The organism is Parabacteroides sp. AF14-59 (assembly GCF_003479515.1).
In the GTDB taxonomy this organism is placed as follows: Bacteria; Bacteroidota; Bacteroidia; order Bacteroidales; family Tannerellaceae; genus Parabacteroides; species Parabacteroides faecis.
Genome location: NZ_QUHH01000002.1, coordinates 16271 through 31218 on the forward strand (window position 1 = coordinate 16271; position 14948 = coordinate 31218).

General features: G+C 41.8%; 9 protein-coding genes and 1 pseudogene. 9 read left to right on the top strand and 1 reads right to left on the bottom strand.

Going from position 1 to position 14948, the window contains the following annotated elements:
* Positions 1 to 29 precede the first annotated feature (29 nt).
* The 9 genes and pseudogenes from DWW23_RS02345 (at position 30) to DWW23_RS02385 (ending at position 13254) form a co-directional block, all read left to right on the top strand.
* Positions 30 to 3443, top strand: coding sequence for a TonB-dependent receptor (locus tag DWW23_RS02345; RefSeq protein ID WP_122351695.1), 3414 nt, complete (start codon positions 30 to 32; stop codon positions 3441 to 3443).
* A gap of 5 nt (positions 3444 to 3448) precedes the next feature.
* Entirely contained in the window at positions 3449 to 5068 is a 1620-nt protein-coding gene (locus tag DWW23_RS02350) for a RagB/SusD family nutrient uptake outer membrane protein (protein ID WP_233564245.1), read from the top strand.
* A 98-nt stretch (positions 5069 to 5166) separates the two neighbouring features.
* Positions 5167 to 6672, top strand: coding sequence for a sulfatase-like hydrolase/transferase (locus tag DWW23_RS02355; protein WP_122351697.1), 1506 nt, complete (start codon positions 5167 to 5169; stop codon positions 6670 to 6672).
* A 185-nt stretch (positions 6673 to 6857) separates the two neighbouring features.
* A pseudogene (locus DWW23_RS02360) lies at positions 6858 to 8324 on the top strand (arylsulfatase); the annotation flags it as partial.
* 131 nt (positions 8325 to 8455) lie between these two features.
* Positions 8456 to 9115, top strand: a complete 660-nt coding sequence (locus DWW23_RS02365; RefSeq protein ID WP_122351699.1) for a LysE family translocator — start codon at positions 8456 to 8458, stop codon at positions 9113 to 9115.
* Position 9116: 1 nt separating this feature from the next.
* Positions 9117 to 9758 (top strand): carbohydrate-binding family 9-like protein, encoded by a 642-nt coding sequence (locus DWW23_RS02370; protein WP_122351700.1) that lies wholly within the window; start codon positions 9117 to 9119, stop codon positions 9756 to 9758.
* A gap of 54 nt (positions 9759 to 9812) precedes the next feature.
* Entirely contained in the window at positions 9813 to 10574 is a 762-nt protein-coding gene (locus DWW23_RS02375) for a LytTR family DNA-binding domain-containing protein (RefSeq protein ID WP_122351701.1), read from the top strand.
* Between the two features lie 114 nt (positions 10575 to 10688).
* The gene (locus DWW23_RS02380) at positions 10689 to 12116 is read left to right on the top strand and encodes a TlpA disulfide reductase family protein (RefSeq protein ID WP_158583148.1); all 1428 of its coding nucleotides are present in this window, start codon (positions 10689 to 10691) and stop codon (positions 12114 to 12116) included.
* Positions 12117 to 12429: 313 nt separating this feature from the next.
* Complete coding sequence (locus DWW23_RS02385; RefSeq protein WP_187576579.1) at positions 12430 to 13254, top strand: sensor histidine kinase; 825 nt, start codon at positions 12430 to 12432, stop codon at positions 13252 to 13254.
* On the opposite strand, the gene DWW23_RS02390 is transcribed toward DWW23_RS02385, so the two are convergent.
* Positions 13226 to 14869, bottom strand: coding sequence for a redoxin domain-containing protein (locus DWW23_RS02390; protein ID WP_233564246.1), 1644 nt, complete (start codon positions 14867 to 14869; stop codon positions 13226 to 13228). The genes DWW23_RS02385 and DWW23_RS02390 overlap by 29 nt on opposite strands.
* Positions 14870 to 14948: the final 79 nt, after the last annotated feature.

Consider the following 14948-nt stretch of genomic DNA (forward strand, 5'->3'; position numbering starts at 1 on the left):
AGATCTTAAATTTAGTATTCATTGATTTAATGTACAAAAGTATGAAATTAAACTACTATAAGAGTACATACGGACTCTTAAAATTACGTAAATTGTTAATATTTACACTATTAAGCCTATTCACATTTAACTCGGGTTGGGGGCAGAACCAACGAATATCAATTGTTGCAAAAAACAAGACACTGTTAAGCGTATTCGAAAATATTGAAAAACAAACAGGGTTGAGTATTGCTTATAATCAAACAAAATTAGATGTTAATAGAATTATCAATCAGGATTTTAATGATAAAATCCTGTCCTCTGTTATAACAGAGCTACTAGAAAACAGTAGTTTTACCTATCGGATTGAAGGGAAACATATTATTATTGTTCCGGTACAGCTACAGCAAAAACAACAGTCCACTCAGAAAATCCAGGGCATCATTACTGATCCCAGCGGTCTACCTGTTATTGGTGCAAACGTTGTTGTGAAAGGTACAACCAATGGAACAATCACCGATCTGGAAGGCAAATTTTCTATTGAGGCTTCTCTGGGTAATACTTTACAAATTTCTTACATCGGATACTTATCCAAGGATATCCGTGTAGACGGAAAAGACAATTATTCAATCCAGCTTATCGAAGATTCGCAGGCACTCGATGAAGTTGTGGTTGTTGGATATGGTACATCAAAAAAGGTGAATGTGATCGGTTCTATCGCTTCTGTTGATTCCAAACAACTGGAAAACCGTGCCACTTCGTCAGTCGTTTCAGCCCTTACCGGCCAGATGCCAGGTGTTACGATCACACAAGCGGGCGGACGTCCGGGTGAGAATACCGGAACGATACGTGTGCGTGGTGTCGGCTCTTTCAGTAGCGACAATGATGCCAAAAAAGCCGATGCTCTAATCCTTATAGATGGAATACCAGGAAATATGACGGATATAAACCCGAATGATATTGAAAGTATTTCCATATTAAAAGACGCATCAACTGCCGCCATTTACGGATCACGCGCAGCAAATGGAGTAGTATTGGTCACAACTAAAATGGGAAAAGAATCGAAAGTCTCTGTTTCCTATAATGGTTACGTAGGTTTTAACCGGGCAACCGCTCTTCCAAAGTATGTAGACAGTTGGGATTACGCGCGCTTGCTGAATCAGGCTGAAGGAGTTACCCGTTTCACTGATGAGGAAATCAATGCTATGCGTACGGGAAGTATGCCCGACTTATGGGCCAATGAAAAATTCGTAGACGACATTTTCTCCGGAAACGGTTTACAAACAGGACACGATTTGTCTTTGAACGGAGGCAACGACCGAAGCCAGTATTTTGCATCTTTCGGTTATTTAAGCCAGAACGGTATTGTACCGGGCAACAACTATTCACGCTACACAGCCCGTGTCAATCTTACGTCCAATTTATCTGACAAACTGAAATTAACTATTCGCTTACGAGGTGATAAAGCTCAAACCAAAGAACCAGGCACAGCCGGTGCCATAGACGGTGGTTACGGAATGATGTCACTGATCAGTCAGGGATTACGTTTTCCAGGATTCCGTCCTTCAGTATTAAGCGATGGTTCATGGGGACCGGGTGTTAAAAACTTCGGAACACCTAAAGCATGGCTGGCATCCGAATCATTTCAGGAAAAGCCGACCATGAGAATCAACTCGAATGTACGCCTGGAGTATACCCCGATAGAAGGGTTGAAGTTCTCCGCTATCGGTGCTTACAATTTCACGAATGCACAAGACAAAAAGTTCCGTGCCACTTTACCCGTCACAATCAACGGAGCCACCAGTGTTTTAGGTCCCTCTTATTTAGAAGAAAAGAATACCAACACTGACTATAAATCATTTCAGGCCACAGTTGACTATTCAAAAACATTCAACAAAGTACATAATCTAGGTATCCTGGCCGGCTATTCGTGGGAAGAAGAATCGGCCCGCGATCTGGAAGGCCGTCGGGATAATTTCCCCAGCAATGAGTACCCGTTCCTGACAGTAGGTTCACCGGATAACCAGACCAATAAAGGCGGAGGTTACGACTGGGTCATCCAGTCTTTCTTCGGACGTGCACAATACAACTACGCAGAACGCTATCTAGGTGAAGTGACAATGCGTTACGACGGTTCATCACGTTTTCCTTCAAATTCGCGTTATGCATTCTTTCCTTCAGCCGCTATAGGTTGGAGAATTTCAGAAGAAAACTTTTTTAAAGAAAATGAGAAATTGAACTTTATTAATAACCTCAAACTAAAAGCATCCGCTGGTATTCTGGGGAATAATAATATTGGTAATTATGCTTATCAGTCAGTCTATGAATTAGGGAATGACTTCAATTATCCACTGGGAGGTACGATACAGCAGGGAGCCGCTTTGAAAACCTATACGGATCCACGGCTTAAATGGGAAACGACCCGTACGATAGACGGTGGTTTCGAATCTGTGCTCTGGAATGGTTTACTGACCGCCAATATTTCTTACTTCTACAGATATACTTATGATATCTTATTCAAACCAAACGCAAGCGCCTCATCTGCTTTCGGACTACAAATGAGTGAGGTTAATACCGGAGAAGCCTCCAACCGGGGCTGGGAATTTGAAGTAGGACATAGAAATAATATAGGTGAATTCAGCTATAGTATCAACGGCAACTTCTCAATCATCAAAAATAAGGTTGAAACGTTAGGACTTGGTAATGTAGAACAAGCAAACGGAATGGTAGGTAACGGTTCCAATCTATTTATCGGTTATCCAATCGATATGTACTACGGATATCAGACAGATGGAGTATTTCTGAACCAACAGGATATAGACGATTATTTTGCACACACAGACCAGTCCGCCATGGGAGCAAATAAAGCCAATACCAAACCAGGTGATATCCGATACAAAGATATTTCAGGACCCGACGGTGTTCCCGACGGAAAAGTCGATGCGACTTATGACCGCGTTTATCTAGGTTCAAAAATACCCAAATATACATTCGGTCTTTCATTAAATGCGGCTTACAAAGGTTTTGACCTGAACATCTTCTTACAAGGAGTAGCAGGTGTCAACGGACTGTTAAACGGTTTTTCAGGCTGGGCTTTGTGGAGTGAAGGAAATATCCAAAAATGGCAGATGAAAGAAGCCTTCGATCCGGAAAACCCGACACGTTATCCGAAATACCCACGTATAGCAAACCTGGGAAATGCAACTGGAATTAATACGCAACAATCTGATTTCTGGATTCGCAACGCCTCTTACCTACGTGTAAAGAACATTCAGTTAGGATATACTTTACCCAAATCAATCTTAAAGAACACTTTCATCCAGAATGTACGTTTCTATGTAGCAACAGAGAACCCGTTCACATTCCATAGCTATCCGGATGGTTGGGATCCGGAAATCAATGCCGATGACCGATTCTATCCGGTATTGGCAAACTATACATTTGGTTTGAATCTTAAATTCTGAAAAGTATGAAATCAATTATAAAGAAATCAATAATGGTCTTGGTTGCTATTGCATCTTTAACCTCTTGCGAGTTGGACCGTTATCCGCTGACAAATTTCAGCGAAGATACTTTCTTCGATAAAGAAGAAAATACAAAACTTGCACTTATCGGTTTATACCGCGGAGGTATCACCTATGGAGTAGACTACAATGCCTCCGATTGGTGGGCCTATAGTGCAAAAATACTAATAGATGGTGTCAGCGATATGGGATACGACCGCCGCGGATTCAATAATAATCTCGGGAAACTGACATCCGGACAAATCAATGAAAATAACGGATGGGTAAAAGACTTGTATCAGAAACCTTACCGCCGTATCAGTGCATGTACCCGATTCATTGAAGGAATCAATACGCTCGAATCTGATAATCCGGAAATGGAACGTATGAAAGCGGAAGCTCGCTTTATCCGGGCAGTACAATATTTTTACCTGGCTTCCTATTACTATGATGTTCCGCTAATTAAAACAGTCCTGACCTTGGATGAAGCCAATACTGTTTTAAAGTCACCGCGTGCAGAGGTTCTTCAATATGCAATTGACGAATTAACAGAAGTTGCTAATCTCCTGCCCCGCCATAAAGATTTACCATCCTCGGAACGCGGACGCGCAACGGCACAGGCTGCATTGGTTTATTTGGCACGGACACATCTGGTTGCGAAAAATTACAAGGAAGCTGCTGTGGCATGTAAGCAAATCATCGATTGGGGAGATAACAAATTAGATACCGACTATCAGAAATTGTTTTATCCCAGTGCAATAAATAGCTCTGAACATATTTTCGCGACACAGTTTGTCGATGACTTAGCCGGACACGGACTACCTCAACATGCTTATCCGATAAAAGACGGAGGATGGTGTTTGGTGAATGGATCCAGCATTCTATTTGAAGCCTATGACTTTCTGGATGGAACACCTTTCAGCTATGATGACCCACGTTTCAACAAAAACAACTTTGGAGAAAATCGTGATCCCCGTTTGGATTATACACTTATTTACGATGGTTCGACCTTCCGCGGAACAGTTTACAGCTGCAATCCTGAAACAACGGCAGCCGACAAGATCGGCCCGGGACAAACAACTCAAACAGGTTTCCTTTTACGTAAATACTTTGATGAAAGCTGGAACGGGGATAAAAGCCAATATGGAAACAATGTTCCTTTAGCACGTTATGCTGACGTATTAATGATGTACCTGGAAGCCGAGATGGAAGCCGGGACACCAATCAACCAAACTCTACTTGACCAAACAATCAACGCAGTTCGGGGACGCGTAGGTATGCCAAAGATAACGGAAACCAATCCGGATAAATTATTAAAAATTATTCAGAAAGAGCGTATGATCGAATTTGCTTTTGAAGGACTTCGCCTTTGGGATTTATTCCGCTGGGGAATCGCTGAAGAACGCTTAAATCAGGATATTTATGGTTCACCATTTTACATCTCCAATCAAGAGTTAATGAAAAAGAAAGATGGACAGCCTGATCCGTATAACCGTTGGTACGTTGACAAACGTAATTTTAAAGCCGGACAAGAACGTTGGCCTATTCCACTATCTGAAAAGAATATCAATCCCAACTTGAGATAGTCGGTTAAATAACTTTACAGAGATACCGGTTACTTATAATTCCGGTATCTCTGTTTTCTTTTCCGCTTTTGATTAAATATTACCTGAACAACCATATCATGAATCATAAAATAAATAAAGCAATCCTGCCTGTATCATTATTATCTATTGTTGCTTCCGGAAGTTATTCCCAAACACAGCAACCCAACATTGTCATCATTCATACAGATGAACAGAACTTTCGTACTTTAGGTTGTTATCGGGAATGCCTGCAAAATGAACAAGCTTTCCCATGGGGAGAAGAAGCCATTGTGGAAACACCCAATATAGATTATCTGGCACACCGTGGAGTATTATTTACACGCTGCTATGCCACAACCCCAGTTAGTTCCCCCAGTCGGGCCTCTTTCATGACCGGATTTTATCCACAGAACAACGGAGTATGGACAAACGACATGGTCCTGTCTGAAAAGACGGCCACCTTTGGAGAATCCTTACGGGATAACGGCTACGCAACCGGGTACTTCGGGAAATTACATCTCAATGGAAAAGGAAGACCGGAATGGCATCCCAAACGTGACTTCGGCTTTTCCGACAATTATTATATGTATAATCGTGGCCATTGGAAAAAGATAGAAGAAGCGGAAGAAGGACCCGTGTTCAGAACAAATGCAGATGTGAAAACAACAGATGAAAAGACATTCACTACTGACTTTATTGCTACACGGGCCATTGATTTCATAAACCAACAAAAAGACGGGCCGTTCTGTTGCATGATTTGTTTTCCGGATCCGCATAGTGCGAATCTTGTAAGACCGCCCTACGACACGAAGTACAGTCACATAAAGTTCAAGGAACCAGTAACTGCTACCGCCGATACAACCAGTCGACCTGCATGGTCACACGGGGATAATCTCCCGGCAGACCAGCCCGAAGATATGGCTCAATACTTCGGCATGATTAAATGCATTGACGATAATATAGGACGAATATTAAGTACTCTAAAAGAGAAAGGTGTTCTTGATAATACAATTATTGTTTTCACATCTGATCACGGAGACTTGTGTCGGCAACACGGATTGATCAACAAAGGTGTCCCATTAGACGATTCAGCCCGTGTCCCGTTCATTATCAGTTACCCGGCGGGAATGCGACAAGGAATCAGAGTCGATAATGTCATGTCTGTAGTTGATTTTACTCCTTCTCTACTTAGTTTTTGCCAGATCCAGCCTTCCGACCAATATGACGGCCGGGACTTGTCCCCATTATGGAAAGGTAATAAACTCCCTGAAAAATACAATGATATTGTTTTTATGAGAGCTACAACACCTAAATTAAAAAGTGATTGGGATGAATCGGCTACAGCCAAACGTACTATGTGGATATCTGCCGTAACACCTGATTATAAACTAACTTATTCGGAATATAGTTCAGATGTTCCCTGGCTGACCGATCTAAAAAAAGACCCGGACGAATTGTTTAATTGTTATTTTGACCCGGCTTATAAAGAGATCGTTTCCCAATTAGCCTCCAACTTAAAAGAATATGGAGAACGATACAATGACCCCAGGATTCATCATCCTAAAATTCAATGCGAAATAAGTTCTGCCATTTTAAAAAAGTAGACAATATCCGTTAAAAACACGGTATAAAACAAGGCTACTAGAAAAAAAATGCAGACCTTTAACTCCCGAACTATCATAAACTAATATAAACTAAAAATATCATGAAATCAAACGTACTAATCGGTTTCGGACTGGGAGCATTCCTTGTCTCCCCGACCGCCTCTCATGCTCAAAAGGCAAAAGAGACAAAAACGCCGAATGTCATTTTCATTTATGCCGACGACCTGGGTTATGGCGACCTGGAATGTTACGGTGCAACACGAGTACAGACACCCAACGTCAACAAACTGGCTAACAGCGGCATTCGCTTTACGAATACCCACGCAACAGCAGCGACCAGCACACCATCCCGTTATTCACTGCTTACCGGAGAGTATGCATGGCGCAGGCCGGGAACAGATATTGCTGCAGGAAATGCCGGAATGATCATCCGCCCGGAAAGATATACCATCGCAGACATGTTCAAAAGTGCAGGGTATACAACCGCAGCTTTAGGCAAATGGCATCTGGGACTGGGTGATAAAACAGGCGAACAGGACTGGAATGCACCTCTGCCCGCAGCGTTGGCAGATCTCGGATTCGATTATTCCTATATCATGGCCGCCACAGCCGACCGTGTACCCTGTGTCTTCATTGAAAACGGTAAAGTAGCCAACTACGACCCGTCGGCACCTATCGAAGTCAGTTATCAGAAACCTTTTGAAGGCGAACCGTTGGGCAAAGACCATCCGGAACTGCTGTATAATCTGAAACACAGCCACGGCCACGACATGGCAATCGTCAATGGTATCGGACGTATCGGTTATATGAAAGGCGGCGGCAAGGCTTTGTGGAAAGATGAAAACCTGGCAGACTCCATCACGACACATGCCCTCGACTTTATCAAGGCAAACAAGGACAAACCTTTCTTTATGTACTTCGCCACAAACGACGTGCACGTTCCCCGTTTTCCTCACGAACGTTTCAGAGGGAAAAACCCGATGGGACTCAGAGGAGATGCGATCGTGCAGTTCGACTGGAGTGTCGGACAGATACTGGACGAACTGGAAAGATTGGGATTAAGAGAAAATACATTGATCATCCTCTCCAGCGACAATGGTCCGGTAGTGGATGACGGTTATGCAGACCAGGCAGAAGAACTGCTGGGTGATCACAAACCGGGCGGCCCGTTACGCGGAGGAAAATACAGTGCGTTCGAAGCAGGAACACGTATTCCCGCCATTATCAGCTGGCCGAAAGAAATAAAAAAAGGAAAAGTATCCGATGCTTTAATGTCACAGGTCGACTGGTTCGCTTCACTGGCTGCATTAACAGGATCTGTTCTTCCCAAAGGCGCTGCCCCCGACAGTTACAATTACCTGGGAACCTTACTGGGCACAGACAATGCCGACCGCCCATGGGTGATCGAACAGGCTTCCGACCATACGCTATCGGTCCGCACAAAAGACTGGAAGTATATCGAGACCAGCGACGGACCGAAAATGGTACCCTGGGGACCCAAGATCGAGACAGGTTATTCCAAAACACCTCAGTTATACGATATGACCCAGGTAGGCGAACAGGAGAATTTGTCAGAAAAACGTCCGGAAGTCGTTTATCAGTTGCAGGGTATTCTAAAAGGTGTTCGTAACAACACCGTCAAACCAAAATAAATTGAATAACCTATTTGAATTAAGAATCAACGGTCTGGGACTTTTGTTCCAGACCATTTTTATGTTTTTACCTTTTTTTATCAGGGAATAGACACTATCTTTGTGGGCAATTGGGCAGAAAATAAAAGATAATGCTGGGACTTATTAGTAAAGGAATTGTGATAGGCGTACTTGTATCAGCCCCTATGGGTCCGATCGGTATGCTGTGTATACAAAGAACATTAAATAAAGGACGTTGGCACGGGTTCGTTACCGGCCTGGGAGCAGCCTTATCGGATGTCATATATGCCGCTCTTACCTGCCTGGGAATGGGAGTTGTTGTCAACTTCGTCGAAGCCAATCAGGCACCGCTCCAACTGATGGGAAGCATCGTTCTCGGACTTTTCGGTTACTATATATACCAATCCAATCCTGTAAAAAACTTAAAAAAGCAACGTGAAAAAAAGTTATCGTTCACACAGGATTTTATTACAGCTTTTCTTCTTACCTTTAGCAACGTTTTAATCGTGCTTCTATATATTGGCTTGTTTGCACGTTTTGGGTTTGTGTTACCAGATCATTCTGTTTGGATGTTATTGGGAGGGATTGCATGCATTGGTATAGGTGCCGTTTTGTGGTGGTTCGGTATCACATATATAGTTGCCAAATTAAAAAAATGGTTTAATGTACGAGGAATATGGTTATTGAATCGGATTGTAGGGACAGTCATCATTGTTTTGGCTATTGTAGGAGTATTATCTGTGCTCCTTACCTCATATTTCCATTTGCCGTTGCTCCAAATCTATAATTAACATGAAGAAGCTTAAAGTACCGTATTTAGTGACGCTGGATGTACTGGATCTATCATCCGCAGGATATCTGCTGGAGAGCAAAGCCCAGCGAGAGTATATTGATGTGATCAATTGGGAAGAGTACCCTTACAAACCAATTGTTGCCTTTGATATAGCACGAACAGACACGAATTTATACATTCGTTATTTCGTGAAAGGAAATTCCCTGAAAGCTGTGCACAGCGCAGACGGGTCACCAGTTTATACAGATAGTTGTGTAGAGTTTTTTATGAAAACCGAAGAAGATCACAACTACATGAATTTTGAATTTAACTGTATCGGCACCTGCGATGCGGCACGCCGCCAGTCACGCGATATCAAGAGATCGCTGAACTCGGACGAGTATGCCACCATCCGTAGGTATTCCACACTGGAACATAAGCCTTTTGCAGAAAAGAAAGGCGTATATTCCTGGGAATTGGTAGTCGCTATCCCATTCCAGCTAATGGGTCTCGATCCTGAGAACCTGCCGGAAAAAATCCTGGGTAACTTCTATAAATGCGCCGACGATACTGAATTCCCGCATTTCGTAAGCTGGAGTCCGATAAACGTTCCTACGCCGGATTTCCATCGTCCGGAGTTCTTTGGAGAAATCTATTTATAAAATATCAAATATTCCCGGCGATCATATCCCGGGAATATTCCAACTAGCCCCGATATGCCTTTTACCACTCTATTGATTGATGATGAACCGGCAGCGCATTATGCACTAAAGGAACTGCTCAAAAAACATGCAGACACGATTCAAGTCGTAGGGGATGCCTTTTCAGGTAAAGAAGCGATTTCATTATGTGAGAAAGTCAGACCCGAACTTCTCTTTTTGGATATCAAAATGCCGGATATGAACGGGTTTGAGGTACTCGAACAACTCTCTTTTCAACCTTATGTGATTTTTTCCACCGCATACGACCAATATGCTATCCAGGCTTTTAACGAAAACTCGATCGATTATCTGTTAAAGCCCATAGAAGAGAAGCGATTCGAACACAGCATTCAAAAGTTAAAACGACTACATCAGAAACCATCCACAATCAATTATACAGAATTAAATCATCTATTCGAACAGTTTCAAAAAAGCCAAAAGAAAGCAGGCGCCATTCCTATCCATACTCAATCCAAAATCATACTGGTTCGCTGCACCGATATTATATTCTGTAAAGCTGCAGGAGGTTACGTTTCCTTATTTACAGACAATGGTAAAGAATATATATCCGACCTCAGCCTCGGACAATTGGAAGAACGCCTTCCCGAATCCTTCCTACGTGTGCAGAAATCATATATTGTCAATAAAGACCGGATTGAGGAGATACATAAATACTTCAACAACCGCCTGATTCTGGTCATGGCTGACAAACTGCACACACATATAACAACCGGCACCAGCTACATAACGACTATCCGGGAAGCACTCGATTTATAATATGAACCGATAATACAGCTTGAGTCTTCCTTTTTTCAGGTTCAATGAATTTTGCTTTCAATGAAGTGTAAAGACAACTAGATTTGCCATAGTATTAATTTAATGAACAAAACAATGAAAAGACTCTGTTACATTTTATTCAGTCTTCTAGTCGTATTTCAGCTAAAAGGCCAGCAAGCATCCCTCGTTGTCATCCCGGAAAAGGAGAACAAAGAGATCAGCTATCAATTAGCCGATAGCGAACATTTTTCTTTTTATACGTTATACCAAACCATACAGGCAACTCCCGAGGGGATATTCCGGATCAATCTTCCTATACAAAGTCCTGTCACACTCGATATATTAACAGAAGAACGTCTATTGATCCGCGCCTATCTGACAAAAGAGAGCAGTGACACCATCCGGATTCAAAACAACCAGGCGGTCTTCAGCGGAACCAATGCAGTTTACAACGAATGCCTGCAGAAAATACAACAGATTGAAGAATATTGTCACAGCATTTCATATGACAGACAACATGAACTGGAGACCATCGATTCTTTAAACGAATTCAAACAGAAGAGTAACGAAAAACGAGCGGATCTTATGACTTTCCTGAAAAAGAAAAACGTATCTGCAGATTTCATTCACAATCAGAGTTACATTATCGACTGTATATTTACCAATTTGTATTACAATAAAATATTAAACCTTTACAATAAGAAAAAAATAACGGACGAATGGCTCAGAGAGACAAAAGAACAACTTTCTTTTGACTTTCAACACGAAGAGACTCTTTGTTATTCACAGTACGAACGAATGTTATATATGAACACAACCATTAATTATTTCATTATAGAAAAACATTCCCCACAAGAAATTGACAAAGACAAGATCAATACATTCCTTTTTAATGAATATAAAAAGAAGATAACAGGGAAAAATCTGGAAAATGCCTGGGCCAGACTGATCTACTATGATATTTTCCAAAAAGATTTCAGCAAAGACATTCCTGCACTTTATGACCAGTTTCGTTCCGTCTATCCGCAAAGTAAGTTCATCGACATATTATCTCCGGAAGTCGACAAGGTCAGGCAATTCCACCATACCCCGGAAGCTACCAACCATATAATCTTTCTTCCTACAGATTCCACAGCTCAAAACCTGGAAGATGCCGTACATCCTTTTATCGGCAAAGTCGTTTATGTCGATTTATGGGCAACCTGGTGCGGTCCGTGCCAAGAAATGTTCTCCCATGGAAAAGCGATGAAAGAAAAGACAAAAGATATGGATATCATTTATCTGTATATCTCGATAGACAGACCTGAAAACCGGGAAAAATGGGAGAAGATGGTTCGCTATTACAATTTGGAAGGATACCATTTGCATGCCGGTACAACACTTGCCAAGTCTTTTTATACATCACTGGGAAATAACGGAATGCTATCCATTCCACAATTTATAATCATCGGGAAAGACGGAAAGGTAGCCATAGAAAAGGCGGCGGCTCCGGACGATCTTGAAAAAGTCATTGAACAATTAAAACAAGTCAGTCATGAATAACGGATTATCAATGAGTTACTATATCGGAGGTGTAAGATTTTTAATAACAACTGCTATTATCGCTTATCCTTTCATATCTTTCATACTTCACAAATTCATTTCCAACAAATGGATCAATAGGGTCAGTTTTATACTGATCCTATTAGGAGGAATAATGATATTCACGGGAAAATTCAATGATCCTGTTTCCATAAAGCTAATCGTCTCACTTTTTTTCTCCTATCTTCTTTTTCACCTTATCACAGATCAATTATACCGAATCAGCAAAGAGTGGCGGATAATCCTTGAGGCTTTACTTACCTGTGGTTTGATTATGGGAACATTGACTGTTGTCGCTCTTGCCGGTAATTTCCGGATCACCAAACTCATTACAGAAAAATTCCCGGACGGAAGTTTTAGTTTTATACCCGGATATTATGATGATATGCTGGAAACATCTGTTATCTTTTCCTGCATATTGATCGCATCCAAATACTTCTATACCTACCTGCAGGAAAAAGCCGAATATAAAAAACAACGTAAAATAAAAGAAACACTTTTGGAAAAAGAATTGATCCAAGCTCAACTGGAGGCACTTCATGCCAAAATAAATCCTCACTTCCTATACAACTCACTTAATACGATCGCCGGACTTGCCCTTATTGACGGTGAAAAAACCAGGCAAATGGCATTGGCCCTCTCCCGTTTTTTCAGATACAGCATCAATAAAGAACAAACGAACCTAACCTCTGTCATCGAAGAGACCGAAATGATAAACACCTATCTGGATATAGAGAAAATACGCTTTGGGAACCAGCTCGATTACAAAATAAAATACGATCCTGAATGCGAAAAAGAACTAATCCCCAGAATGTTGCTTCAGCCACTCGTTGAAAACTGCATTAAGTATGGCTGGAACGAACAAGCAAACTCAATCCGGATACGAATCGACATAAGAAAAGAAAGTGACCGGCTCATCATCTCAATAAAAGATTCCGGAACTCCTTTCAAATCCGGATTCATTCCCGGATATGGCCTGCAAAGCACCTATGACAAACTGGAACTTCTTTTTCCGAACCATCACGACCTTTCGATCATCTCTCATCCGGAAAAAGAAGTACGTATTATGATCAAAGCAATTTCTCAGTCAGGATCTTAGTCACTTCTTCGGCAGAAGGATGGATGGCTAATATCTTTCCATCCTTATCTACCAGATACGTACAGCCTCCGCTGTTGCCGGCACCATACATTTCCCAGATATTTCCTTTATCATTCAGTTCTACCAGATTCAACCAGGGGTATTTATCCTGCTCGATCGCCTTCTTCATGGCATCCGTATTATTATTTTCACGAGCAATACCGACAACAGTAAATCCTTTATCCTTGAACGTTTCGTAAACCGGTATCATACTGGACGACAACCGGCGGCATGGTCCACACCAGGAGGCCCATAAATCGATCAAAGCGACTTTTCCTTTTATCTGGTCGGAAAGCTTTACCATATTCCCTTCCAGATCGGGAGCAGTAAAGTCGATATAAGAACCGCCTACTTTCACATTCATACTGGCTATGATCCGTTCCATATCCTTCACATAAGGGTGAGAAGCGAACTTCTCCTTATAATTACGCTCGAATATCTCCGGATAAGCCGGAAATTCTTCTTTACCCGGATAATAACGTGCCATCATCACGGCATTATCGAGCATCTGCTTTAAAAGACATAAACCGTTCAGCGTCGGTTCTTTCTTTACATAATCAAGCTTCCATTGCCGAATGCCATCAAAATACTCTTTGAATCTTTTATTCAGAGCAAGGCCTTCTTCCGAATATTCCTTACCGGCATCACGCAGATGCTCATATTCAGCATATAATTTATTTCTGTCTTCATCCGTTTTTGCTGCCGACATCCTCTTCTGCAAATCATACATTTCCTTCGAAGAATAACGTTCTTCTTTTTCCAGCACATCCCTCTCCTTCTCCAGTTGGGTTACCGGATAAAGTTTTTCCATTTCCTCCTGCATGCGTATCTCTTCCTTATTCAAAGCACCGTCTGCCTGCAGAACACTGTGCGGACGATGTTCCATAGGATAAAGTGTGAAATGCAAAGTTCCTTTTTCCGAAATGAAATAGGTCGGACGCCAGGCTCCGTTCATTTGTTCATCCCAGAACACCAGTTCATACATCTCATTTTCATCGGCAGTCAATGTATAATTGAATTTACCGTCTCTGACAGGAATAGAGATAAACGGGTTCGTACGTATATCTTTTCCGGCACGTATCAACGTCAGGCGGGAACTCTGAGGACGGTCTATTACTTCACCCTCCAAAACACATTCAAATGTTCCGGGCGTAACAGGTTGTTTTTTCAGATGTATTCCTTCGATACGGAAATCCCCTTTCTCCGGTCCTTCAATAAAACTGACCGCTTCTTCATTCGGATCAACCGGTTCAAATAACAAGGTAGCCGGACTGTTACCGGACTCAGGCATATAGACTTCTTTATCCAACTCAAAATCGATGGATCCCAGCAATTTATATTTCTTCCCCGAAGTCAGACCTTCCAGACAAGCACCAGAGGAGATGCGTACCCAATAATTGGGTCGGTTATACATTTCTGCATGGAGAATGGTTGCCGTATCCGTCAGTTCCACCCGGTAAAGTTCCATCATCGTTGTATTCTTATTATCTATCACCGGATAATCGATGATACGATTTTGCTTTGCACAGGAAAGACAGAGGCAAATCATCAGGAAAAAAAATAGTTTAGTCTTCATAACCAGTCGGATCAAAGGATTAATAATTTATCAAAAGTAAGTAATATAGCATAATAGACAAAAAAATAAGGGTGAAAGT

What these genes read in the sequence shown, in the direction of transcription:
- DWW23_RS02345 (WP_122351695.1), top strand. Translation starts at nt 30, where the DNA reads ATGTACAAAAGTATGAAATTAAACTACTATAAGAGTACATACGGACTC.
- DWW23_RS02350 (WP_233564245.1), top strand. Translation starts at nt 3,449, where the DNA reads ATGAAATCAATTATAAAGAAATCAATAATGGTCTTGGTTGCTATTGCA.
- DWW23_RS02355 (WP_122351697.1), top strand. Translation starts at nt 5,167, where the DNA reads ATGAATCATAAAATAAATAAAGCAATCCTGCCTGTATCATTATTATCT.
- DWW23_RS02365 (WP_122351699.1), top strand. Translation starts at nt 8,456, where the DNA reads ATGCTGGGACTTATTAGTAAAGGAATTGTGATAGGCGTACTTGTATCA.
- DWW23_RS02370 (WP_122351700.1), top strand. Translation starts at nt 9,117, where the DNA reads ATGAAGAAGCTTAAAGTACCGTATTTAGTGACGCTGGATGTACTGGAT.
- DWW23_RS02375 (WP_122351701.1), top strand. Translation starts at nt 9,813, where the DNA reads ATGCCTTTTACCACTCTATTGATTGATGATGAACCGGCAGCGCATTAT.
- DWW23_RS02380 (WP_158583148.1), top strand. Translation starts at nt 10,689, where the DNA reads ATGAAAAGACTCTGTTACATTTTATTCAGTCTTCTAGTCGTATTTCAG.
- DWW23_RS02385 (WP_187576579.1), top strand. Translation starts at nt 12,430, where the DNA reads ATGGGAACATTGACTGTTGTCGCTCTTGCCGGTAATTTCCGGATCACC.
- DWW23_RS02390 (WP_233564246.1), bottom strand. Translation starts at nt 14,869, where the DNA reads ATGAAGACTAAACTATTTTTTTTCCTGATGATTTGCCTCTGTCTTTCC.